The sequence below is a fragment of the Pseudomonas sp. NPDC088890 genome (assembly GCF_044900155.1).
GTDB classification, from domain to species: domain Bacteria; phylum Pseudomonadota; class Gammaproteobacteria; order Pseudomonadales; family Pseudomonadaceae; genus Aquipseudomonas; species Aquipseudomonas urmiensis.
In genome coordinates this window covers 428,524-452,847 of sequence record NZ_JBJDNG010000001.1, presented here as the reverse complement: position 1 = coordinate 452,847, position 24,324 = coordinate 428,524, and the positions used below count along the sequence as shown (strand labels likewise).

21 protein-coding genes are annotated in these 24,324 nt (G+C 62.1%); 17 read left to right on the top strand and 4 right to left on the bottom strand.

Going from position 1 to position 24,324, the window contains the following annotated elements; genetic code table 11:
* Nucleotides 1–875 precede the first annotated feature (875 nt).
* Entirely contained in the window at nucleotides 876–1,229 is a 354-nt protein-coding gene (uraH, locus tag ACI2JX_RS02040; RefSeq protein ID WP_186556280.1) for a hydroxyisourate hydrolase, read from the bottom strand.
* 389 nt (nucleotides 1,230–1,618) lie between these two features.
* Here uraH and puuE point away from each other — a divergent pair, with 389 nt between their 5' ends.
* The 7 genes from puuE (at nucleotide 1,619) to ACI2JX_RS02005 (ending at nucleotide 8,749) form a co-directional block, all read left to right on the top strand.
* Nucleotides 1,619–2,545: an allantoinase PuuE gene (puuE, locus tag ACI2JX_RS02035; protein ID WP_186556279.1), complete on the top strand. Its 927-nt coding sequence runs from the start codon at nucleotides 1,619–1,621 to the stop codon at nucleotides 2,543–2,545.
* Complete coding sequence (gene uraD, locus ACI2JX_RS02030; RefSeq protein ID WP_264237217.1) at nucleotides 2,545–3,060, top strand: 2-oxo-4-hydroxy-4-carboxy-5-ureidoimidazoline decarboxylase; 516 nt, start codon at nucleotides 2,545–2,547, stop codon at nucleotides 3,058–3,060. Before puuE ends, uraD begins: the two co-directional genes overlap by 1 nt.
* A gap of 108 nt (nucleotides 3,061–3,168) precedes the next feature.
* Nucleotides 3,169–3,672 (top strand): ureidoglycolate lyase, encoded by a 504-nt coding sequence (locus ACI2JX_RS02025; protein WP_186556277.1) that lies wholly within the window; start codon nucleotides 3,169–3,171, stop codon nucleotides 3,670–3,672.
* Between the two features lie 72 nt (nucleotides 3,673–3,744).
* Nucleotides 3,745–5,073: a urate hydroxylase PuuD gene (locus ACI2JX_RS02020; protein WP_186556276.1), complete on the top strand. Its 1,329-nt coding sequence runs from the start codon at nucleotides 3,745–3,747 to the stop codon at nucleotides 5,071–5,073.
* A 256-nt stretch (nucleotides 5,074–5,329) separates the two neighbouring features.
* The gene (locus ACI2JX_RS02015) at nucleotides 5,330–6,685 is read left to right on the top strand and encodes a nucleobase:cation symporter-2 family protein (RefSeq protein WP_264237216.1); all 1,356 of its coding nucleotides are present in this window, start codon (nucleotides 5,330–5,332) and stop codon (nucleotides 6,683–6,685) included.
* A 139-nt stretch (nucleotides 6,686–6,824) separates the two neighbouring features.
* The gene (locus tag ACI2JX_RS02010) at nucleotides 6,825–7,610 is read left to right on the top strand and encodes an outer membrane protein OmpK (protein WP_186556274.1); all 786 of its coding nucleotides are present in this window, start codon (nucleotides 6,825–6,827) and stop codon (nucleotides 7,608–7,610) included.
* Between the two features lie 356 nt (nucleotides 7,611–7,966).
* Nucleotides 7,967–8,749 (top strand): outer membrane protein OmpK, encoded by a 783-nt coding sequence (locus ACI2JX_RS02005; protein ID WP_186556273.1) that lies wholly within the window; start codon nucleotides 7,967–7,969, stop codon nucleotides 8,747–8,749.
* A 150-nt stretch (nucleotides 8,750–8,899) separates the two neighbouring features.
* Here ACI2JX_RS02005 and ACI2JX_RS02000 read toward each other — a convergent pair whose 3' ends face one another.
* Nucleotides 8,900–9,814: a DUF808 domain-containing protein gene (locus ACI2JX_RS02000; protein WP_404689235.1), complete on the bottom strand. Its 915-nt coding sequence runs from the start codon at nucleotides 9,812–9,814 to the stop codon at nucleotides 8,900–8,902.
* 130 nt (nucleotides 9,815–9,944) lie between these two features.
* Between ACI2JX_RS02000 and ACI2JX_RS01995 the strand changes: the two genes are divergently transcribed.
* A complete protein-coding gene (locus tag ACI2JX_RS01995) occupies nucleotides 9,945–10,556 on the top strand; it encodes a TetR/AcrR family transcriptional regulator (protein WP_404689234.1) in 612 nt (203 codons plus the stop codon).
* A gap of 120 nt (nucleotides 10,557–10,676) precedes the next feature.
* Here the strand turns inward: ACI2JX_RS01995 and ACI2JX_RS01990 are convergent, their stop codons facing one another.
* Nucleotides 10,677–11,117: a heme-binding protein gene (locus ACI2JX_RS01990; protein WP_404689233.1), complete on the bottom strand. Its 441-nt coding sequence runs from the start codon at nucleotides 11,115–11,117 to the stop codon at nucleotides 10,677–10,679.
* 258 nt (nucleotides 11,118–11,375) lie between these two features.
* Here ACI2JX_RS01990 and gcl point away from each other — a divergent pair, with 258 nt between their 5' ends.
* The 9 genes from gcl to ACI2JX_RS01945 all read left to right on the top strand — a co-directional run bounded on the left by gcl (nucleotide 11,376) and on the right by ACI2JX_RS01945 (nucleotide 23,193).
* The gene (gene gcl / locus ACI2JX_RS01985; protein WP_186556269.1) at nucleotides 11,376–13,151 is read left to right on the top strand and encodes a glyoxylate carboligase; all 1,776 of its coding nucleotides are present in this window, start codon (nucleotides 11,376–11,378) and stop codon (nucleotides 13,149–13,151) included.
* Between the two features lie 58 nt (nucleotides 13,152–13,209).
* Nucleotides 13,210–13,992 carry a hydroxypyruvate isomerase gene (gene hyi / locus ACI2JX_RS01980; RefSeq protein WP_264237209.1) on the top strand — a complete coding sequence of 261 codons (783 nt, stop codon included), beginning with the start codon at nucleotides 13,210–13,212 and terminating at the stop codon, nucleotides 13,990–13,992.
* 159 nt (nucleotides 13,993–14,151) lie between these two features.
* Complete coding sequence (locus tag ACI2JX_RS01975; protein WP_186556267.1) at nucleotides 14,152–15,045, top strand: 2-hydroxy-3-oxopropionate reductase; 894 nt, start codon at nucleotides 14,152–14,154, stop codon at nucleotides 15,043–15,045.
* A gap of 232 nt (nucleotides 15,046–15,277) precedes the next feature.
* Nucleotides 15,278–16,552: a glycerate kinase gene (locus tag ACI2JX_RS01970; protein WP_186556266.1), complete on the top strand. Its 1,275-nt coding sequence runs from the start codon at nucleotides 15,278–15,280 to the stop codon at nucleotides 16,550–16,552.
* Entirely contained in the window at nucleotides 16,549–17,964 is a 1,416-nt protein-coding gene (gene pyk / locus ACI2JX_RS01965; RefSeq protein WP_186556265.1) for a pyruvate kinase, read from the top strand. Before ACI2JX_RS01970 ends, pyk begins: the two co-directional genes overlap by 4 nt.
* Before the next feature lie 162 nt (nucleotides 17,965–18,126).
* The gene (locus ACI2JX_RS01960) at nucleotides 18,127–19,005 is read left to right on the top strand and encodes an urea transporter (protein WP_368972921.1); all 879 of its coding nucleotides are present in this window, start codon (nucleotides 18,127–18,129) and stop codon (nucleotides 19,003–19,005) included.
* Between the two features lie 44 nt (nucleotides 19,006–19,049).
* On the top strand, nucleotides 19,050–19,874 hold the full coding sequence (locus tag ACI2JX_RS01955; RefSeq protein WP_404689232.1) for an ion transporter: 825 nt from the start codon (nucleotides 19,050–19,052) through the stop codon (nucleotides 19,872–19,874).
* Between the two features lie 91 nt (nucleotides 19,875–19,965).
* On the top strand, nucleotides 19,966–20,964 hold the full coding sequence (locus ACI2JX_RS01950) for a sulfate ABC transporter substrate-binding protein (protein ID WP_264237203.1): 999 nt from the start codon (nucleotides 19,966–19,968) through the stop codon (nucleotides 20,962–20,964).
* 198 nt (nucleotides 20,965–21,162) lie between these two features.
* Entirely contained in the window at nucleotides 21,163–23,193 is a 2,031-nt protein-coding gene (locus ACI2JX_RS01945) for a mechanosensitive ion channel family protein (protein ID WP_264237256.1), read from the top strand.
* 151 nt (nucleotides 23,194–23,344) lie between these two features.
* Here ACI2JX_RS01945 and ACI2JX_RS01940 read toward each other — a convergent pair whose 3' ends face one another.
* A complete protein-coding gene (locus ACI2JX_RS01940; RefSeq protein ID WP_404689231.1) occupies nucleotides 23,345–24,268 on the bottom strand; it encodes a class I SAM-dependent methyltransferase in 924 nt (307 codons plus the stop codon).
* Nucleotides 24,269–24,324 lie beyond the last annotated feature (56 nt).

Here is a 24,324-nt window from a genome sequence, read left to right as displayed (position 1 = left end):
ACTGGCCCCTTCCGCCCTTACGGCGGCCTACTTTGGTCTTGGCCAAAGTAGGCAAAGCCGCTCGCTCCTGCATACGGCCCCTGCGCTGCGCTCCGGGGTCCCTTCGCGCCGGCGCCTTCCGGGCCCGCGCGGCCTACGATTTGCTACGCAAATCTACATCTCGCGCCTTCGGCTACGCCGAAGGGTGCTAACGCACCTGGCCCTCCAGGCACCTCTGCTCAGCCTCCTGAAGTCGCGAATCTGCGGCGCCTGGAATTACGCGCATGAAGATCAAGAGCAGCGAATCGCTGCGCTCTCGCAGAAGCCAAAGCCAAAGCCAAAGCCAAAGCCAAAGCCAAAGCCAAAGCCAAGATTTGATTTTTCTGTTTTGTGTTGTTTGTTCTGGCCTCTTCGCGGGCAAGCCCGCTCCCACAGGGTTTTGCGGGGTTCGCAGCATCTGCGTGGTGTCAGTGCTGGCTCAACGCTGGACTTAAATCTACGCGGTACCTGTGGGAGCGGGCTTGCCCGCGAAGAGGCCGGTATATCCACCACACATGGCGCTATCGCCAGATAACGCCAGCCCAGTCGCCGCCACTAACTTCGCGACTTCAGGAGGCCGCGCGGGCCCGGAAGGCACCCAAGCGAGGGGATCCCGCCACGGGCGGGACTGATGGTGGAGCGCAGACCTTTTTGGTTACTTATGGCTGGGCCGGCACACCGGGCGTTTGCCAAAAAGTGACCCGCCGTAAGGGCGCAAGGGTGCCTAAATGTCGCCATCGTGAATGGATATGCGCACAAAATACAAAACTAACCACAACCACAAAACCATGAGACGAAAAAAAGCCCGCCAGTGTGAGAGCGGGCCAAAGACCTACGAAGATTCTTCTAGCGACCAACTAGCTTCCACGATAGGTCGAGTAGCTATAGGGCGAGATCAGCAGCGGCACATGGTAGTGCTCCTGCTTCTCATCAATCCCAAACCGCAACACCACAACATCCAAGAACGCCGCTTCTGGCAAAGCCACGCCCCGAGCCCGATAGTAGTCCCCAGCACTGAACTGCAACTGGTATACCCCAGTGCGGTAATCATCACCCTGCAGCAACGGCGCATCGACCCGGCCATCGCTATTGGTCAGCGCAGTATTCACCAACTCCAGCTGCTGGCCTTCGACACGGTACAACTCGACCTTGATCGAGCTGCCCGGGCAGCCATGCGCAGCATCCAGTACGTGAGTAGTCAAACGTCCCATGTGCTTGTCGCCTCTTGTTCAAATCGTGGGCAGAAAATACCCAGCAGGCACCACGAAAGCGCCTACCGTGTGTGGGAATGGCGCCATTAAGACACTTTCTCAAAAAATTGTACACAATTTTTTCGACCCTTTCGAAACATCCGATCAAGCTCCCTCAAGAATAGGCCACCAGTTGCCAAATATAGGCGCCACGCACACGCCAACATCATTAGCTGACCAAACAGGCAGGTTTCTTGCAATACATTCTCAAGCGACAAAAGGGAAGAAATGCGGAAAAACAGGCTTACAAATGATTTCAGAAGTTGTATACAATCAGCCCATCCGGTGAGTGCGACAACCCGACGCGGGTCCACCCACCCCCGCACACACGTACAAGAAGGAAGACTGCAGTGAGCGCTGACTACCCTCGCGACCTGATCGGTTACGGCAACAACCCACCTCACCCGCAATGGCCGGGTAATGCCCGCATTGCCTTGTCTTTCGTCCTCAATTACGAAGAAGGTGGCGAGCGCAACATCCTGCACGGCGATAAAGAGTCCGAAGCCTTCCTCTCCGAGATGGTCGCGGCGCAACCCCTGCAAGGCCAACGCAACATGAGCATGGAGTCGCTCTACGAGTACGGCAGCCGTGCCGGCGTATGGCGCCTGCTCAAGCTGTTCAAGGACACCGGCGTACCGCTGACCATCTTCGCCGTGGCCATGGCCGCCCAGCGCCACCCCGACGTAATCCGCGCCATGGCCCAAGCCGGCCATGAAATCTGCAGCCACGGCTACCGCTGGATCGACTACCAGAACATGGACGAGGCGCAGGAGCGCGAGCACATGCTCGAAGCCATCCGCATCCTCACCGAACTCACCGGCGAACGCCCACTGGGCTGGTACACCGGTCGCACTGGGCCGAACACCCGCCGGCTGGTGATGGAGGAAGGCGGCTTCCTCTATGACAGCGACACCTACGACGACGACCTGCCCTACTGGGAGCCGAACAACCCGACCGACAAGCCGCACCTGGTGATCCCCTACACCCTGGACACCAACGACATGCGCTTCACCCAGGTGCAGGGTTTCAATTGCGGCGAGCAGTTCTTCCAGTACCTCAAGGACGCCTTCGACGTGCTCTACGAAGAAGGTGCCGAGGCGCCGAAAATGCTCTCGATCGGCTTGCACTGCCGCCTGGTCGGCCGTCCGGCCCGCCTGGCTGCACTGAAACGCTTCGTCGAATACGCCAAGAGCCATGAACAGGTCTGGTTCGCCCGTCGCGTGGATATCGCCCGCCACTGGCACACCACCCACCCGTACAAGAAAGAGAACGCCTGATGACCGCCTTCAAGACCCTGACGCCATCGACCCTGAGCCGCGACGCCTTCGTCAGTGCCTTCGCCGACATCTACGAGCACTCGCCGTGGGTTGCCGAGAAGGCTTATGACCTCGGCCAACGGGTCGAGCTGGACGAGATCGAGACGCTGCACCAGCGCATGAGCGATATCCTCCTGAGCGCCAACCATAGCGACCAGCTGGCCCTGATCAACGCTCACCCGGACCTCGCTGGCAAGGCCGCGATCCAGGGCGAGCTGACCGAGTCGAGCACCAACGAGCAGGCCGGTGCCGGTATCCACCAGTGCACCGCCGAAGAGTTCGCTCGCTTCACCGAACTCAACGATGCCTACAAGGCCAAGTTCCAATTCCCGTTCATCATGGCGGTCAAGGGCAGCAACCGGCACCAGATTCTCGCCGCCTTCGAAAAACGCATCCATAACGATGCCAATACCGAATTCAAGGAAGCCCTGGCGCAGATCAACCTGATCGCGCTGTTCCGCCTGCTGCAATTGTAAGGGCACACCGTCAAGGCCTGGCCCGAGTGCACACGCGAACGCACCCAGGGCCTGACCCAAGGCAGTTGTCCAACCCTACATAGAACATAGAAAAAAGAGATAACAAGCATGCGCACACTAGTGATCGAGCCCCTGACCAAAGAAGCCTTCGCCCCGTTCGGTGACGTGATCGAAACCGATGGCAGCGACCACTTCATGATCAACAACGGCTCGACCATGCGCTTCCACAAGCTCGCCACGGTCGAAACCGCCGAGCCCGAGGACAAAGCGATCATCAGCATCTTCCGCGCCGACGCCCTGGAGATGCCCTTGACCGTACGCATGCTCGAACGCCATCCGCTGGGCAGCCAGGCTTTCATTCCGCTGCTCGGCAACCCCTTTCTGATCGTGGTCGCGCCAGTTGGCGATGCACCTGTATCAGGTTTGGTCCGCGCTTTCCGCAGCAACGGCAGGCAGGGCATTAATTACCATCGCGGCGTTTGGCACCACCCGGTGCTGACGATCGAAAAGCGGGATGACTTCCTGGTGGTTGATCGCAGTGGTTCCGGTAACAACTGCGACGAGCATTATTTCACCGAGGAACAGATGCTGATCCTCAATCCCCACCAATAAGAAAAGGTCGGTCATCCAAGCACTGGGCGACCTGCTCAGTGCCTGAACCGTGACCGGCAAGAGGTACATACTGTGGAAGCACACCTTCACGAATGGCTGAACCTGAGCATTCGCTGGGTTCACATGATCACCGGCGTGGCCTGGATCGGTGCATCGTTCTACTTCGTCTGGCTCGAGAACCACCTGAATCGAAGCAACCCGCGCGATGGGTTGTCAGGTGATCTCTGGGCCATCCATGGTGGTGGTATCTACCACCTGGAGAAGTACAAGCTGGCCCCGCCGAAAATGCCTGAGAACCTGCACTGGTTCAAATGGGAAGCCTATTTCACCTGGATGTCCGGTATCGCCCTGCTGTGCGTGGTGTTCTATTGGAACCCGACCCTGTACCTGCTGGCACCAGGCAGCACCCTCAGTGGTGCCGAAGGCGTGGCGATCGGTATCGGCTCGCTGGTCGCCGGCTGGTTCATCTACGACTTCCTCTGCGACTCGCCACTGGGCAAGCGCCCCGCCCTGCTCGGCGGTGTGCTGTTTGTGCTGATCATCGCCGCCTGCTGGGGCTTCAGCCTGGTGTTCAGCGGTCGCGGCGCATACCTGCACACTGGCGCGATCATCGGCACCATCATGGTCGGTAACGTGTTCCGCATCATCATGCCGGCCCAGCGCCAGCTGGTGGCGGCAATCGAGAACAACCAGACCCCTGATCCGGTACTGCCGGCCAAGGGTCTGCTGCGCTCGCGTCATAACAACTACTTCACCCTGCCGGTGCTGTTCATCATGATCAGCAACCACTTCCCGAGCACCTATGGCAGCCAATACAACTGGCTGATCCTGGCCGGGATCGCCGTGGCTGCGGTACTGATCCGTCACTACTTCAACACCCGCCACGACAGCAACAAGTTCGCCTGGACCCTGCCTGTCGGCGCCCTGGCGATGATCTGCCTGGCCTATGTGACCGGTCCCAAGCCGCTGCCCACCGCACCTGAGCAGGCTGCCGCGCAGGTCGAGTACCAGCCGCTGCCAGCGACCGCTGTAGGGGGCAAGACCGCTGCCGAACTGCGCGCCGAAGAAGCTGCCAAAGCCGCCCAAGCGCCTGCCGCAGCGGCCGAGGCTCCAGCTCAGGCCAGCACCCAGGCCGCCGGTGGCGCTTTCGACAAGATCCACACGGTCATCCAGGAACGCTGCACCGTGTGCCACTCGTCCAAGCCAACCAGCCCGCTGTTCAGCGCCGCCCCTGGCGGTGTGATGTTCGACACCCCGCAGCAGATCCAGGCCCAGGCCGCGCGCATCCAAGCGCAAGCGGTCGCCAGCCAGATCATGCCGCTGGGCAACATCACCCAGATGACCGTCGAGGAGCGCAAGTTGGTCGGTGACTGGATTGCCAAAGGCGCTCCCGTCAACTGATCGAGACAGCGGCAACGACGCGTCAACCTGTAGGAGCGGGCTTGCCCGCGAATGCGATAGAGCGTGCACTATCGCCATCGCGGGCAACACCGCTCCTACAGACGCAGTGGCTTTGCCGCTTACGCTATACGCAGTACGCAACAAGCAAGCATCGAGCGTCAGGCCTCAATCGGGAACCCCTAGCTTTCTAACCAGAGCTTGCCGATCGAGACCCAGCGCTTGGATCCGAGAATAAGAACAAAACTCGAGGTGCTGCATGTCCGAGTCACCCAAGGCGTACATCCCCGTTGCGCCGCCACGACAGCCCCTGCCCCTGTTTCAGCTGATCCTGGTAGGTTTGCAACATGTTCTGCTGATGTACGGAGGCGCGATCGCCGTGCCGCTGATCATCGGCCAGGCCGCTGGCCTGTCGCGCGAAGAAGTCGCGTTCCTGATCAACGCCGACCTGCTGGTCGCAGGCGTTGCCACCATCATCCAATCGTTCGGTATCGGTCCTGTCGGCATTCGCATGCCAGTCATGATGGGCGCCAGTTTTGCTGCGGTCGGCAGCATGGTGGCCATGGCCGGCATGCCCGGTGTCGGCCTGCAGGGGATCTTCGGCGCGACCATCGCCGCCGGCTTCTTCGGCATGCTGATCGCGCCGTTCATGTCCAAGGTGGTGCGCTTCTTCCCGCCGCTGGTCACCGGCACCGTGATTACCTCGATTGGCCTGTCGCTGTTCCCAGTGGCAGTCAACTGGGCCGGTGGCGGGCATGAAGCCGAGACCTTCGGCTCGCCGATCTACCTGATGGTGGCAGGCCTGGTGCTGGCCGTGATCCTGTTGATCAACCGCTTCATGCGCGGCTTTTGGGTCAACGTTTCGGTGCTGGTCGGCATGGGCCTGGGCTACATCCTGGCCGGCTCGATCGGCATGGTCGACCTGTCGGGCCTGGCCCAGGCGCCATGGCTGCAAGTGGTCACGCCGCTGCACTTCGGCATGCCGACGTTCAGCCTGGCGCCGATCCTGTCGATGTGCCTGGTGGTGGTGATCATCTTTGTCGAGTCCACCGGGATGTTCCTGGCCCTGGGCAAAGTGACCGATCGCGAAGTGACCCCGGGCATGCTCCGCCGCGGGCTGTTGTGCGACGCTGGCGCCTCGTTCGTCGCTGGCTTCTTCAACACCTTCACCCACTCCTCGTTCGCCCAGAACATCGGCCTGGTGCAGATGACCGGCGTGCGCTGCCGCTACGTCACGGTGGTCGCGGGTGGGCTGCTGATCGGCCTGAGCCTGCTGCCCAAGGCGGCCTACCTGATCGCCTCGATCCCGCCTGCGGTCCTTGGCGGCGCGTCCATTGCCATGTTCGGCATGGTCACCGCCACCGGGATCAAGATCTTGCAGGAGGCGGACATCTCCGACCGCCGCAACCAGCTGCTGGTCGCGGTCAGCGTGGGCTTTGGCCTGATCCCGGTGGTCAAGCCCGAGTTCTTCGCGCAAATGCCACAGTGGATGGAGCCAATCACCCACAGCGGTATCGCCATGGCCACGCTCAGTGCCCTGGTGCTGAACGTGCTGTTCAACATCCTCGGTGGCGCTGATCGGGCGGCGCATAACGACGCCTGTCACCAGCACTGAGTGCGCGGGGTGGCGCGGTCGGCCACCCCGTTTTTCAACCTCGTCGTACCGCAACACCGTCGGCCCGCCGGAATGGGCCGTTCGGGGCGCGTTTGCGCCAAAAAAACCCAAAAAAAACAATAAGTCCGGGAATCACAACATGAAGCGCATCACCTCGTCCCTGTTGCTGGGCAGCAGCCTGCTGGCCACCCTCCCCACGCATGCAGGCGAATGGCTGCAATGGCACGGCGAAAGCCTGACCTACCTGTACGGCAAAGACTTCAAGGTCAACCCCGACATCCAGCAGACCATTACCTTCGAGCACGCCAACAAATGGAAGTACGGCGACACCTTCCTGTTCGTCGACAAGATCTTCTACAACGGCAAGGCCGACCCAAGCAAAGGCGTGACCACCTACTACGGTGAGTTCAGCCCGCGCCTGTCGCTGGGCAAGATCACCGGCAAGAGCTTCGCCTTCGGCCCGGTCAAGGACGTGCTCCTGGCCATGACCTACGAGCGCGGCGAAGGCGACAACGAGGCCTACCTGATCGGCCCCGGGTTCGACCTGGGGATCCCCGGCTTCAACTACTTCACCCTGAACTTCTACCTGCGCAACACCGAAGGCAGCCGCCCCGGTGACAACGTTTGGCAGATTACCCCGGCCTGGTCCTACACCATCCCAGTGGGCCGCTCCGACATCCTTATCGATGGCTACATCGACTGGGTAGTGGACAACGACCAGACCCGCCGCGGCACCTATCACGCCAACCTGCAGTTCAACCCACAGGTCAAATACGACCTGGGCAAGGCTCTGAACATGGGCGCCAAGCAGCTGTATGTGGGCTTTGAATACAGCTACTGGAAAGACAAATACGGCATCGACAGCCGTGGCAATGTCGACAGCAATCAAAGCGTCGCCAGCGCCCTGGTGAAGGTGCACTTCTAAGAATCTGACCAAACGCCCAAGTTTGGTGAGTAGTGCTCCAGGACGGAGCACTTGAGGACCGGCGCGCAAGTGAGTAATCTGCGCGCCCCCTCGCTCAGGGCAGAATGATTTCTGCCTGCGTTTACTGACCGCTCAGTCAATGAATTCGGGCGGTTGGCCAACGTTTTGCCAGCCTCAAGCTACCCATTTCATCCGTTCAGAAAGACGTCGAGCAGGATGGTTGTGACCAACCCGGAAAGTTGGCGCAGCTCTTGCCAAACAGCTGTGGCCAATCGAAAAAAGCTGACTCAAAAGACAAGAACAGCGCCGCCACCGAGCGCTGACAACAGATCCGACTCAAGGGAGCGACACACGCAATGCGTACCATCAATAGCCTGATCCTCGCTGGCGGCCTGCTGGCCTCTGGCGCCAGCGTCGCCGGTGACCTGCTGCAGTGGCAGAACAACAGCCTGACCTACCTCTGGGGCAAGAACTTCAAGGTCAACCCAGAGACCCAGCAGACCTTCACCTTCGAGCACGCCGATGGGTGGAAGTACGGCGACAACTTCATCTTTGTCGACAAGATCTTCTACCAGGGCAAGAAAGACGCCAGTAACGGCCCCAACACCTACTACGGCGAAATCAGCCCGCGCCTGTCGTTCGGCAAGATCTTCGATCAGAAGATCGCCTTCGGCCCGGTCAAGGACGTGCTGTTGGCGATGACCTACGAGTTCGGCGAGGGTGATACCGAGGCGTACCTGATCGGTCCTGGCTTTGACCTGGATATCCCAGGCTTCGATTACTTCCAGCTGAACTTCTACCAGCGCACCACCGATGGCAGCCGCCCCGGTGACAACGTCTGGCAGATCACCCCAGTGTGGTCGTACACCATCCCGGTCGGCTCGTCCGACATCCTCATCGATGGCTTCATGGATTGGGTGGTGGATAACGACGAGAACCGTCGCGGCACCTATCAGGCCAACCTGCACTTCAACCCACAGATCAAGTATGACCTGGGCAAGGCGCTGCACTTTGGCGAGAAGCAGCTGTACGTCGGTATCGAGTACGACTACTGGAAGAACAAGTACGGGATCAAGGATTCCGATGCGTTCACCACCGACCAGAACACCGCGAGCCTGTTGGTCAAGGTGCACTTCTGATCTGAGTGTTCGGGGCCGCTCTGCGGCCCTTCGCGGGCAAGCCAGCTCCTACAGGTATAACGCTGCTGAACCTGTGGGAGCGGGCTTGCCCTGCGATAGCGATTTGATTGACGACGCAATCGCAGGGCAAGCCCGCTCCCGCGATTGGCATCAGCTAGCAGGACGTACCACCCGCCAAACCTTACCCAGCACGCTGACCACCGCCAGCACCACGGCCCCGGCAACCACCCCGGCAAGCCCATTGAGCAACGCCCCGGTCAGTGCCCCGCCGCGCCCTTCGCTGAAGGCTTCGATGGCATGATGCAACGGCGCAATGCCATGCACCAGAATCCCGCCGCCGACCAAAAACATCGCTGCAGTACCGATCACCGACAGGCTCTTCATCATGTACGGCGCGGTGCGCAGAATTGCGTTCCCCACCGCCTGCGCCGCACGCGAGGCTTTTTGGGTCAGCCACAGGCCAAGGTCATCGAGCTTGACGATGCCGGCCACCAGGCCATACACACCAATGGTCATGACGATGGCGATACCCGACAGCACGATGATCTGCTGCGCCAGCGGGGCGTCGGCCACCGTACCCAGGGTAATGGCGATGATCTCCGCCGAGAGGATGAAGTCGGTGCGCACCGCGCCCTTGATCTTGTCCTTCTCATAGGCCACCAGATCGACATTCGGATCTGCCACCGCTTCGGCGCGGGCGCCGTGCTCGGCGGCATCCTCGGCCTTGCTGTGGAGAAACTTGTGCGCCAGCTTCTCGAAGCCCTCGAAGCACAGATAAGCCCCGCCCAGCATCAGCAACGGGATTACCGCCCAAGGAATGAAGGCACTGATCAACAGCGCCGCCGGGACCAGGATCAGCTTGTTCAGGAACGAACCCTTGGCCACCGCCCAGACCACCGGGATTTCCCGTTCGGCACGCACGCCAGTGACTTGCTGAGCGTTCAGTGCCAAATCGTCACCGAGCACGCCAGCGGTCTTTTTCGCCGCGACCTTGGTCATCAGCGAGACATCGTCGAGCACCGTGGCGATGTCGTCGATCAGTACCAGTAGACTGCTTCCTGCCATGTTTGCCGGTTTCCCATTGAGTGAATCGTCGAATTCTAGCCCAAACACCCTGCCTTGAGCGCCCGTCAAGGCCGGTGCTACCATGGCCGATCCCTCTTAGAGGCGACCATTGCGAGGAAGATCCCTGACCATGAGCACCATTCGCGAGCGCAACAAGGAACTGATCCTGCGCGCGGCCAGCGAGGAATTCGCCGACAAGGGCTTCGCCGCCACCAAGACCAGCGACATCGCGGCCAAGGCAGGCCTGCCCAAGCCGAACGTGTACTACTACTTCAAATCCAAGGACAACCTCTACCGCGAGGTCCTGGAAAGCATCATCGCGCCGATCATGCAGGCCTCGACGCCGTTCAATGCCGATGGTGACCCCAAGCAAGTGTTGAGTTCCTACATTCGCTCGAAGATCCGCATCTCGCGCGACCTGCCACATGCCTCCAAAGTGTTCGCCAGCGAGATCATGCACGGCGCGCCGCACCTGTCGCCCAGCCAGGTCGAGCAGCTCAACGAGCAGGCCAGGCACAACATCGAGTGCATCCAGCGCTGGATCGACCGCAAGCAGATCGCCCCCGTCGATGCTCATCACCTGATGTTCAGCATCTGGGCGGCGACCCAGACCTATGCGGATTTCGATTGGCAGATTTCGGCAGTCACCGGCAAGGCCAAGTTGGCTGACAGTGATTATGAAGCGGCGGCGCAGACCATCATTCGCCTGGTGCTGAAGGGATGTGAACCCGAGGCAGCCTGAGAGCCGCAATCGCGGGGCACGCCCGCTCCCACGTGGACTACCTGCACTGTCCCTAGGTGGCATGCAGTCTTCGTGGGAGCGGGCTTGCCCCGCGATAGGGTTGCAACTGACAACTATCGCTTAAGCCGCGACGCCCGCATCGGCAGTCAACCCCGCCTCCTCGATCGCACTGATCGCACACTGCTCATCGATATCCGAAGTATCCCCGCTGATCCCCACCGCTCCCAGCACTTTGCCGTCCTGATCACGAATCAGCACACCCCCCGGCGCCGGCACCACCGACCGCTCACCCAGCCCATTCAAGGCAGCGAAAAACGCCGGCCGCTGCTGCGCATCCAGCGCCAGCAGACGCGAGCCCTTGCCCAGCGCAATCGCGCCCCAGGCTTTACCGGTGGCCACCTGCGGCCGCAACAGGCTGGCGCCATCTTCACGCTGCAGCGCCAGCAGATGCCCACCGGCATCGAGCACCGCCACGGTCAGTGGTGCGGCGTTGATCTTGCGGCCAGCGGCCAGCGCGGCGTTCACCACGCTGACAGCGACTTTCAGAGTCAATGTAGTCATTGCAAAGGTCCTCTTATTGTTGTGAGAAGCCCTGAGGGCAGTTGAAATTCGATCGGACAAATAGAACACAACGACAATTGTTTTTGTATACAATATTTTTAGACGATCGTGCACGATCAGACGAAATGCCGTTTTCATGGGCATCCCGACGAAAGCCACCCGTCCCGATGAAAATGGATTGACCTAAGCCGCCGAGCGTGAATACACTCTGGCGCAGAGCAAGTTGTATACAATTACAAAATCGATGAGGCACAACCCATGAGCAAAATGAGAGCAATCGATGCAGCCGTTCTGGTCATGCGCCGTGAAGGTGTAGATACCGCGTTCGGCATCCCAGGGGCTGCCATCAACCCGCTGTACTCGGCCCTGAAAAAAGTCGGTGGCATCGATCATGTCCTCGCTCGTCACGTCGAAGGTGCCTCGCACATGGCCGAGGGTTACACCCGTGCCAACCCAGGCAATATCGGCGTGTGCATCGGCACCTCCGGCCCTGCCGGCACCGACATGGTCACCGGCCTGTACAGTGCATCCGCCGACTCCATCCCGATCCTCTGCATCACCGGCCAAGCACCGCGCGCACGTCTGCACAAGGAAGACTTCCAGGCAGTCGACATCACCAACATCGTCAAGCCAGTGACCAAGTGGGCCACCACTGTTCTGGAGCCAGGCCAAGTGCCTTACGCCTTCCAGAAGGCCTTCTTCGAAATGCGCAGCGGCCGCCCTGGCCCAGTGCTGATCGACCTGCCGTTCGACGTGCAGATGGCTGAGATCGAGTTCGATATCGATGCCTACGAGCCACTGCCAGTCAACAAGCCATCGGCCAGCCGCGTGCAAGCCGAGAAGGCCCTGGCCCTGCTCAATGACGCCGAGCGCCCATTGCTGGTTGCCGGTGGCGGCATCATCAACGCCGATGCCAGCGACAAGCTGGTTGAGTTCGCCGAGCTGACCGGCGTACCGGTCATCCCGACCCTGATGGGCTGGGGCACCATCCCTGACGACCACCCGCAAATGGTCGGCATGGTCGGTCTGCAGACCTCGCACCGCTACGGCAACGCCACCCTGCTCAAATCCGACCTGGTGTTCGGTATCGGCAACCGTTGGGCCAACCGCCACACCGGTTCCGTCGACGTCTACACCGAGGGCCGCAAGTTCGTTCACGTCGATATCGAACCGACCCAGATCGGCCGTGTGTTCACCCCGGACCTGGGTATCGTGTCTGACGCCGGCAAGGCGCTGGATGTGTTCCTCGAAGTGGCGCGCGAGTGGAAAGCCGCTGGCAAGCTCAAGGACCGTGGCGCTTGGCTGGAAGACTGCCAACAGCGCAAGTCGAGCCTGCAGCGCAAGACTCACTTCGACAACGTGCCGGTCAAGCCGCAGCGCGTCTACGAAGAAATGAACCAAGTGTTCGGCAAGGACACCTGCTACGTCAGCACCATCGGCCTGTCGCAGATCGCCGGCGCGCAGTTCCTCCACGTCTACAAGCCACGCCACTGGATCAACTGCGGCCAGGCCGGCCCGCTGGGCTGGACCATTCCAGCAGCACTGGGCGTGGTCAAGGCCGACCCGCAACGCAAGGTCGTTGCCCTCTCGGGTGACTACGACTTCCAGTTCATGATCGAAGAACTGGCAGTCGGCGCGCAGTTCAACCTGCCGTACGTCCACGTGCTGGTGAACAACGCCTACCTTGGCCTGATCCGCCAGGCGCAGCGTGGCTTCGACATGGATTACTGTGTACAACTGGCGTTCGAGAACATCAACTCGACCGAAGCCGGCAGCTACGGTGTCGATCACGTTGCCGTGGTCGAAGGCCTGGGTTGCAAGGCCCTGCGCGTATTCGAGCCAGGCGAGATCGCCCCTGCCCTGCTCAAGGCGCAGAAAATGGCCGAAGAATTCCGCGTGCCGGTCGTGGTTGAAGTGATCCTCGAGCGTGTGACCAACATTTCCATGGGCACCGAGATCAACGCGGTCAACGAGTTCGAAGACCTCGCCCTGGTTGGCAACGACGCGCCAACTGCGATCTCGATGCTCGACTGATTGCCTGACGCCCCCGCGCCGATTGTGCCGGGGGCCTTCATCTGCAAAGGAGACAACCATGCCTCGCTTCGCTGCCAACCTGTCCATGCTGTTCACCGAGCAGGACTTCCTGGCCCGCTTCAAGGCCGCCGCCGACGCTGGCTTCAGCGGTGTCGAATACCTCTTCCCGTATGACTTCAGCGCCGACCTGATCAAGCAGCAGCTCGACGCCCACGGCCTGACCCAGGTGCTGTTCAACCTGCCTGCCGGCGATTGGGGCAAGGGTGAGCGCGGCATCGCCTGCCACCCGGACCGCGTCGAAGAGTTCCGCAGCGGCGTCGACAAGGCCATCGAATACGCCAAGGTCCTGGGCAACACCCAGGTCAACTGCCTGGCCGGCATCCGTCCACAAGGCCTGCAATGCGCCGATGTGCGCAAGACCTTCGTCGACAACCTCAAGTTCGCCGCCGACAAACTCAAGGCTGCCGGGATTCGCCTGGTCATGGAAATGATCAACACCCGCGACATCCCAGGTTTCTACCTGAACACCACCCAACAGGCCCTGGAAATCCAGGCCGAAGTCGGCAGCGACAACCTGTTCCTGCAGTACGACATCTACCACATGCAGATCATGGAAGGTGACCTGGCTCGCACCCTGCAAGCCAACCTGAAGCTGATCAACCACATCCAGCTGGCCGACAACCCCGGCCGCAACGAGCCAGGCACCGGTGAGATCAACTACCGCTTCCTGTTCGAGCACCTGGACCGCATCGGTTACCAGGGCTGGGTGGGCGCGGAATACAAGCCGCTGACCACCACCGAGGCTGGCCTGGGCTGGCTGAAGACCCATAACGCTATCTGAAGGGCTGAACACAGGCCCCCTGTGAAACAACAAACCCTGTGGGAGCGGGCTTGCCCGCGAACACCGGCTGTTTCGCGGCGGTTCGACGCTTCGACAAGCCCGCCCCCACAGAGGCCTTGGCTCGCTTGAGATATCACAAATACAAAGAGGCAAATTCTCATGGCTAAAATCGGTTTTATCGGCACCGGCATCATGGGCAAGCCCATGGCCCAGAACCTGCAAAAAGCAGGTCACAGCCTGTTCGTCTCCACCCACCACGACGCAGCCCCGGCCGACCTGATCGCCGCTGGCGCGGTGGCCCTGGCCAACCCCAAAGAAGTGGCCCAGGAAGCTGAATTCATCATCGTCATGGTCCCCGATACCCCCCAGGTCGAGGCCGTGCTGTTCGGTGAAAACGGCGTTGGCGAAGGCGTTGGCCCGAACAAGGTGGTGATCGACATGAGCTCGATCTCGCCAACTGCCACCAAAGCCTTTGCCGAGAAGATCAAGGCAACCGGCGCTGCCTACCTCGACGCGCCAGTGTCGGGCGGTGAAGTCGGTGCCAAGGCCGCGACCCTGAGCATCATGGTCGGTGGCTGCCCGAAAGCCTTCGAGCGCGCCCTGCCGCTGTTCGAAGCCATGGGCAAGAACATCACCCGCGTTGGCGGCAATGGCGACGGCCAGACGGCCAAGGTCGCCAACCAGATCATCGTCGCCCTGAACATCCAGGCTGTCAGCGAAGCGCTGCTGTTCGCTGCCAAGAACGGCGCCGATCCTGCCAAGGTGCGTGAAGCACTGATGGGTGGCTTCGCTTCCTCGAAGATCCTTGAAGTGCATGCCGAGCGCATGATCAAAGGCACCTTCGACCCGGGCTTCCGTATCAACCTGCACCAGAAGGACCTGAACCTGGCCCTGCAAGGCGCCAAGGAGCTGGGCATCAACCTGCCCAACACCTCCAACGCCCAGCAAGTGTTCAGCACCTGCGTCGCCCTCGGTGGCGGCAACTGGGACCACTCGGCGCTGATCAAAGGCCTGGAGCACATGGCCAACTTCTCGATCCGCGGCGACAAGTAAGCCATTGCTAGCCTCACTGGCCTCTTCGCGGGCAAGCCCGCTCCTACAGGTTCAGCGCTGAACCTGAGAACTGTGGGCTACCTGCGGGGCCCGCGAAGAATCCACCAGCGATGAACTTGCAACCACAGGCCATCGCTGGCAACGCGCAACACCGCCCCTGGTTCAGCCTGCACGGAGGCAGTTCCAGGGGCGTTTTCGATTTTGCAGAACAACAAGAATTTGGGAGCCTGCCATGTCGGTCGATCCGCAACAATTACTCCGCGAGCTGTTCGACACAGCCATCGCTGCCGCCCACCCCCGCCAGGTCCTCGAACCCCACCTGCCCGCCGACCGTAGCGGCCGAGTCATCGTCATTGGTGCCGGCAAAGCCGCCGCGGCCATGGCTGAAGTGGTCGAAAAAAGCTGGCAAGGCGAAGTCTCCGGCCTGGTCGTGACCCGCTACGGCCACGGCGCCAACTGCCAGAAGATCGAGGTGGTCGAAGCCGCCCACCCGGTCCCCGATGCCGCCGGCCTGGCGGTAGCCAAGCGCGTGCTGGAACTGGTCAGCAACCTGTGCGAAGACGATCGGGTGATCTTCCTGCTGTCCGGCGGCGGCTCGGCCCTGCTGGCATTGCCGGCCGAGGGCCTGACCCTGGCCGACAAGCAACAGATCAACAAGGCGCTGCTCAAGTCCGGCGCGACCATCGGCGAAATGAACTGCGTGCGCAAGCACCTCTCGGCGATCAAGGGCGGACGCCTGGCCAAGGCCTGCTGGCCGGCCACGGTGTACACCTACGCCATCTCCGACGTCCCGGGCGACCTGGCCACGGTGATCGCTTCCGGCCCGACCGTGGCCGACCCGAGCACCTCGGCCGACGCCCTGGCGATCATCAAGCGCTACAACATCGATGCGCCCAAGGCCGTCATCGACTGGCTGAACAACCCCGCCTCGGAAACCGTCAAGGCCGATGACCCGGCCCTGGCCCGCAGCCATTTCCAGTTGATCGCCAAGCCCCAGCAGTCGCTGGAAGCGGCCGCGGTCAAGGCCCGCCAAGCCGGCTTCAGCCCGTTGATCCTGGGTGACCTGGAAGGCGAATCGCGCGAAGTGGCCAAAGTACATGCCGGCATTGCCCGGCAGATCGTTCTGCACGGCCAGCCGCTGAAGGCGCCCTGCGTGATCCTCTCCGGCGGCGAAACCACGGTCACCGTGCGCGGCAACGGCCGTGGCGGGCGCAACGCCGAGTTCCTGCTCAGCCTCACCGAAAGCCTCAAAGGCGTGCCGGGCGTGTATGCCCTGGCCGGTGACACCGACGGCATCGATGGCTCGGAAGAAAACGCCGGCGCCATCATGACCCCGGAGAGCTTCGCCCGCGCCGCCGCCCTGGGCCTGTCAGCCAGCGATGAACTGGACAACAACAACGGCTACGGCTATTTCGCCGCGCTGGATGCGCTGATCGTCACCGAACCGACCCGCACCAACGTCAACGACTTCCGCGCCATTCTGATCCTTGAGACTGCCCAATCATGACGCCTGATAAAAAAGTCAAAATCCTCGCTACCCTCGGCCCTGCGATCAACGGCGTCGATGACATCCGCCAACTGGTCGAAGCCGGAGTGAACATCTTCCGCCTCAACTTCAGCCACGGCGAACATGCCGACCACGCCCTGCGCTATCAGTGGATCCGCGAAGTCGAGCAGCAGCTGAACTACCCGCTGGGCATCCTCATGGACCTGCAAGGGCCGAAGCTGCGCGTCGGCCGTTTTGCCGACGGCAAGGTCCAGCTGCAACGCGGCCAGGCCCTGCGCCTGGATCTGGATAGCACCCCAGGCGACAGCCGCCGGGTCAACCTGCCGCACCCCGAGATCATCGCCGCGCTGGAACCGGGCATGGACCTGTTGCTCGACGACGGCAAGCTGCGCCTGCGGGTGACGGCCAAGCACAGCGACGCGATTGACACCGAGGTGCTGGCCGGTGGCGAGCTGTCCGATCGCAAAGGGGTCAACGTGCCGCAAGCGGTGCTCGAACTCAGCCCGCTGACTGAGAAAGACCGCCGCGACCTGGCCTTTGGCCTGGAACTGGGCGTGGACTGGGTGGCGCTGTCGTTCGTCCAACGCCCGCAGGACATCATCGAAGCACGCCAGCTGATCGGTGATCGCGCCTACCTGATGGCCAAGATCGAGAAGCCTTCGGCGGTCGATCAATTGCAGGCAATCGCCGAGCTGTCCGATGCCATCATGGTCGCCCGCGGTGACCTGGGCGTAGAAGTGCCGGCCGAAAGCGTGCCGCAGATCCAGAAACGCATCATCAACACCTGCCGCCAATTGGGCCGGCCGGTGGTGGTGGCGACGCAGATGCTCGAATCGATGCGCTTCGCCCCTGCCCCGACCCGCGCTGAAGTCACCGACGTGGCCAATGCCGTGGCCGAAGGCGCGGACGCGGTGATGCTGTCGGCCGAGACCGCCTCGGGCGACTACCCGCTCGAAGCGGTGCAGATGATGAGCAAGATCATCCGCCAGGTCGAGAATGGCCCGGATTACCAGGCGCAACTGGACGTCGGCCGGCCCAAGGCCGAGGCGACCATGTCGGATGCGATCAGCTGCGCGATCCGCCGCATCAGCGGCATCCTGCCGGTGGCGGTGCTGGTCAACTACAGCGAGTCCGGTGCTTCGACCCTGCGCGCTGCACGTGAGCGGCCACGCGCGCCGATCCTCAACCTGACGCCGAACCTGGTGACCGCCCGCCGCCTGAGCGTGACCTGGGGTGTGCACTCGGTGGTCAACGACCGCCTGCGTCAGGTCGATGAGATCTGCTCGACGGCGCTGGAAATTGCCCAGGCGCAAGGCATGGCCAGCCGCGGTGACACGCTGCTGATCACCGCCGGTGTGCCTTTCGGCAAACCGGGGACGACTAACACGCTGCGGATCGAGACGCTGATCTAACAAGCGTCGTGGGAGCGGGCTTGACCCGCGATCACTGAGCTGGAGCCACGCTCGCTATCGCGGGGCAAGCTCGCTCCCACGCTACCGTTGCACTGTTCGACACTGCGGAAAACCCGAGGCCCAAAGAGGCCCACCGCTCACCATCAACCTTGCTGACTGCCCATGTACACCAAAAATTTCGTCAACCCGTGCCCCGACTGGGCCACGGCGCTGCTCAATGGCTTCAGCCAGGTATTGCTGCAGCGCAACCCGCTGTGCGGCTTGTGCTGCCTGCTGGCAATCCTGCTGACCGCCCCCAACCTGGTCGGCGGCGCCCTGCTCGGCGCCCTGGCCGGCCTGCTCACCGCACAGCGCCGCGGCTATCCGCGCGCTGACCGCCAGGCCGGGTTGTACAGCTACAACGGCGTGCTGATCGGCATCCTGTTCAGCGCAGTGCTGCCATGGTCGGCGATCCTGCCACCGCTGATCATCGCCGCTGGCGGCCTCTCGAGCATCTTTGTCCAGCAGTGGCGCAAACGCGGCAACTGCCTGCTTCCGGCCTACACCGCGCCGTTCGTGCTGCTCGGCTGGGCCGCCCTGCTGCTGGCCGAACCCTCCAGCGCCGCTGCAGCGGTCGAAGCCAATCCCATACATGCCCTGGCGCGCGGCTTGGGTCAGGTGTTTCTCCTCGACCAGCCTTTGGCCGGCCTGTTGATCGCCATTGGCCTGTTCATCGCCAACCGCTACGCAGCGCTGTGGGCCCTGCTCGGCTCGGCGCTGGGCGGCAGCGTCGCGCTGCTGGCCGGTGAGGCGCAGACCGCCTGGATGGGCCTGCTCGGCTTTAACGCAGCACTGGCGGCCTTGGCCTTCAGCGCGCAACGCGAACGGCCCTGGCTGCCTATGCTGGCGAGCATCCTGGCGATTGTGCTGCAGCCGCTGTTCAACCTGCTGCCGATTGCCGGCCTGACCGCACCGTTCATTGCCGCTTGCTGGCTGCTGCACCTGGGTGCACGCTTGCCGCGTTTGCTCCAAGGAGGCAATCCACGCCGCTTGCACAGCTGAGGGGCAGCCCCTAGGCTCTGGCCATTGCACAATGGAACGCGCCCATGGATACCCCTGCGAGCCTGCGCGAGCGGCTCTACATCATCGTCTTCCAGACCGACACCGACGCTGGCAGACGCTTCGACAAGATCCTCCTGCTGATCATCCTCGCCAGCCTGGTGACGGTGATCCTCGACAGTATCGATGAAGTTCACCAAGGCTACGCCGGGGTGCTCGCCGCCATCGAGTGGGGCTTCACGGCGATCTTCCTCGCCGAGTACCTGACCCGCCTGTACTGCTCGCCCAAGCCATTGCGCTACGCCTTCAGCTTCTACGGCCTGGTCGATCTGCTGGCGATCGTGCCTGGGGTGATCGCCCTGTACTACAGCGACGCCCAGTACCTGCTGATCATCCGAGTGATCCGCATGCTGCGCATCTTCCGCGTGCTCAAGCTTGGCCAATACCTCAAGCAAGCCAACTACCTGATGGCAGCGCTGCGCGGCAGCAAGCAGAAGATCATCGTGTTCCTGGTCACGGTATCGACCCTGGTCACGGTGTTCGGCACCTTGATGTACGTGATCGAAGGCCCCGAGCATGGCTTTACCAGCATCCCCAAGGGCATCTACTGGGCCATCGTCACCCTCACTACGGTGGGCTTTGGCGACATCGTACCGAAGACTCCGCTGGGCCAAGTGCTGTCGTCGCTGGTGATGATCACCGGTTACTCGATCATCGCCGTGCCCACCGGCATTTTTACCGCTGAGTTGGCCAACGCCATGCGCGGTGAACAGCTGCAGCACGACTGCCCGACCTGCCGGAAAAAGCACCATGAACACGGCGCTGCATTCTGCTCACGCTGCGGCAATGCGCTATTTCCCAAGGCGGAATAACCAAAGCGTTTTTTGTTCTTTAAACGCCTGTCGAGCACCCGCTATAGTCGCTGGCAAACTGCCCACACTCTTCAAGAACAAGGAATGCGTCGTGAAAAAACTGTTCACTGCCTCGCTACTGGCCGCCGGGCTCACCCTCGGCAACCTGGCCCAGGCCGCGCCCACCCTGCTCAACGTCTCCTACGACGTGATGCGCGACTTTTACAAGGACTACAACTCAGCGTTCCAGAAGCACTGGGAGGCCGAGCACAAAGAGAAAGTCAACCTGCAGATGTCCTTCGGCGGTTCGAGCAAGCAAGCGCGAGCGGTGATCGACGGCCTGCCGGCTGACGTCATCACCATGAACATGGCCACTGACATCAATGCCCTGGTCGACAACGGCAAACTGGTCCCGGACAACTGGGTCAGCCGCCTGCCGAACAACAGCGCGCCGTTCACCTCGGCCACCGTGTTCATCGTTCGCAAGGGCAACCCCAAGGCCCTGAAAGACTGGCCCGATCTGCTCAAGGACGGCGTCCAGGTGATCGTGCCCAACCCCAAGACTTCCGGTAACGGCCGCTACACCTACCTCTCGGCCTGGGGCTACGTGCTGCAAAACGGTGGTGACGAAGCCAAGGCCAAGGACTTCGTCGGCAAGCTGTTCAAGCAAGCGCCAGTGCTCGACACCGGTGGCCGCGCCGCCACTACCACGTTCATGACCAACCAGATCGGCGACGTGCTGGTAACGTTCGAGAACGAAGCCGAGATGATTGCCCGCGAGTTCGGCCGCGACCAGTTCGAAGTAGTCTATCCAAGCGTGTCGGCCGAAGCTGAGCCGCCGGTGAGCGTGGTCGACAAAGTGGTCGACAAGAAAGGCACCCGCGCGGTGGCCGAGGAGTACCTGAAGTACCTGTGGTCGCCAGCTGCCCAGGAAATCGCCGCGCAGAACTACCTGCGTCCGCGCGACGCGACGGTACTGGCCAAGTACACCGACCGCTTCCCGAAAGTTGACTTTCTCTCGGTAGAGAAGACCTTCGGTGACTGGCGCACGGTGCAGAAGACCCACTTCAACGATGGTGGTGTGTTCGACCAGATCTATACCGGTCAGTAGGTTATCGGTTAGGGCCGGCCCCATCGCGGGGCAAGCCCGCTCCCACACTCTGCGCCGAGGTTGACGATTGGCGTGGGAGCGGGCTTGCCCCGCGATAGCGCCGGCACTGGCAACACACCCAGCTGAACTTCCCCCACATTCAGCCATCAGTTCCTTGAGTAACCCTTCCCCGCTCGCCCCGGCCCAAGGAGTACTCCAGTGCTGCGCTTTCTCACCCCGCTTCTACTCAGCCTGCTGCTGAGCACCCGGCTACTCGCCGCAGAACCCACCCCCACCGAGCAAACGCCCGAGGAGCCAGCCCCGGTGCTGCAAGGCGGCCTGCTCGGCGCCTTGGCTGACGGCCTGGACAGCGCAGCCCAAGACCTCGACCTCGATGCCCACCTGATCGACGCCTGGCGCCTGCGTACCGACCGCGCCGCCAAGGAGATGGAGCGTCTGGTCGATCGCCACTCAGCCAGCGACTCGCTGCAGCTGACCGGCAATTTCCTCCTGCTGAGCCTGACCTGGGCCGCCAGCTTCGCCCTGCTCACCACCCTCGGTCGTTGGTGCGCCAAGCGCTGCGCAGCGACTTCCCTGCTGGGTCAGCGCAAACGCGTACGCAGCCTGCTTGGCTATCTTCTGCCCTATACCTTGCCAGCCCTGGCCAGCCTGCCGTTGACGCTCTACGTCAGCCGCTTCCTCGATCCCTCGGTCGCCCGCGCATTGGGCCTGAGCCTGGCCTACGCGACCAGCAGCGGCCTGTTCTCGACCTCGATCATCCTTTGCCTGATCACCTTGTTCGACGCCGGCCACAAACGCCAAGCCGTGGCAGTGATCCGGCGCATGGCGCCGCGCCCGCTGTTCATGATTGGTTTTCTGGCAGCCTGGAGCGATGCCCTGACCAGTCCGCAGATCGCCCGTCAGCTGGGCGGCAACATCACCGCCAGCATTGCCGTATTGACCGGGCTGCTGGCGACCTTCGTCTTTGCCAGCCTGGTCCTGCGCCTGCGCCGCCCGGTGGCGCACTTGATCCGCAACCGCGACCTCAAGGACCGTTTGCAGCATCGCGCCGTGCAGGAGACGCTGCGGATCTTTTCCAAGCTGTGGTACTTGCCGATCCTGATGATGATCCTGGTGTCGGCGATCCACCTGATCGGCGCTGGCGAAGAAAGTCAGAAAGCCTTGCAGAACGCGCTATTGACCACTGTGCTGCTGGTCGCGGCGGTGTTCCTCAGCACCCTGATGCAGCACCTGCTGGCCACGCACGAGGGCGACGATCAACAGCGGGTACGCCCCTACAAAGAGCTGTTGCGCAGCCTGGTGCACGCCTTGCTGCGGATCGCCATGGCGGTGGCGTTCATCGAACTGCTCGGGCGGATCTGGGGCTTTTCGGTGATTACCTTCGCCCTGAGCAACAGCCTCGGCCAGGCGATCAGCAATTCACTGTCGAGCATCGGCTTGATCCTGCTGGTCACCTGGCTGCTCTGGGTGGTGCTCGACACGGCAATCCAGGAAGCGCTTAAGCCCGCTGTCGGTCGGCGCGCCTCGCGCCAGCCGAGCACCCGCACGCGGACCATCCTGCCGATGCTGCGCAACGCCATCAAGGTGATCCTGATCGTCATCTGCACCATCACCACCATGGCCAACCTGGGGATCAATGTCGCGCCGCTGCTGGCCGGTGCCGGGGTGATCGGCTTGGCCATCGGTTTCGGCTCGCAGCAACTGGTGCAGGACGTCATCACCGGGCTGTTCATCCTGATCGAAGACACCATTTCCATCGGCGATTGGGTGGTGCTCGATTCCGGGCATGCCGGCACGGTCGAGAGCCTGACCATCCGCACCCTGCGCCTGCGCGATGGCAAAGGATTCGTGCATTCGGTGCCGTTCGGCCAGATCAAGGCCGTCACCAACCAGTCACGTCAGTTCGCCTACGCGTTCTTCTCGGTGCAGTTCACCTACGACAGCGATGTCGATCAATCGCTTGCGTTGATCCACGAGGTGGGCAAGTCGATCAGCGAAGACCCGCTGCTGCGGATCAACCTGCAAGGGCCGCTGCAGGTGTTCGGGGTGGACCGGATGGATTTGAACGGCTTCGTGTTGACCGCGCAGTTCCGCACCATTTCCGGCGGCCAGTATGCGGTGAGCCGGGCGTTCAACGAGCGACTGAAAAAGCGCGTAGATCAGACTGAGAATGTGGCGTTTGCCCAGGTGTATCCCATGCCTGCGCAGGCGCGTGCTGTTTCGGCCTGAGCCAGTCTCATCGCGGGGCAAGCCCGCTCCCACGCAAGTCAGCTCCCGAGCGAGCAGTAGAGCGATTGCGTGGGAGCAGGCTTGCGTGGGAGCGAGCTTGAGTGGGAGCGGGCTTGAGTGGGAGCGGGCTTGCCCCGCGATAGCTTCAAACCTACTGACGGAATACCAAAGCCTTCAAACCACCCTCAACATCCACATCGGGAAACTCCGGGGGATTCTCCAGCCGCTCGACAAACTTCAGCGCCGGGGCCTGCTCAGCCATACCCTCGATCAAGAACGCCGAGCCGATCCCCGGATCGTTGACACAGGCCAGCACGGTGCCGCCCTCGCGCAGGAGCTCCGGCAGGCGGCGCAGGATCTTCGCGTAATCCTGGGTCAGGACGAAGCTACCGCGCTGGAACGTCGGCGGATCGATGATGACCAGGTCATACGGCCCATACTTGCGCACCTTGCCCCAGGACTTGAACAGCTCATGGCCGAGAAACGCCACCTGCCCCACATCATGCCCATTGAGCCGATGATTCTCCCGCCCACGCGACAGCGCCGACTTGGCCATGTCCAGGTTGACCACCTGCTCGGCCCCGCCAGCAATCGCCGCCACGGAAAAGCCGCAGGTATAGGCAAACAAGTTCAGCACCCGCTTACCGGCCGACTGTTCGCGCACCCAGCGCCGACCGTAGCGCATATCGAGGAACAGCCCGTTGTTCTGGCGAACGCCCAAGTCCAGCAAATAGCGCAGGCCATCCTCAACCACCTCACGTTGCTGGATCGGGCCGCCAACCAGCCACTGGCCGGGGCTGTCGGGCAGGTAGCGGTGCTGGATCAAAATCGCCTCGCCCGTCCACTGTGGGGTTTGAGCCAGGGCATTGAGCATTGCCTCCAATTCGGCCAACTGCTCAGGCGCGGGCTCGCGAAACAAGGCGACCGACAACACCCCCTGCAACCAGTCGACGGTGATCTGCTCAAGCCCCGGCCAGCAACGGCCGCGGCCGTGGAACAGGCGCCGGGTTTCCTGCGGGGCGGGGTCAAGCGCCGCAGTCAGGTGCAGGGCAAGGGTGGCGATGGCTGAGGTCATGGCGGGGATTCACACGGGCAAAAAAACGCCATTGTAACCGAGCATCGCCAACAGCC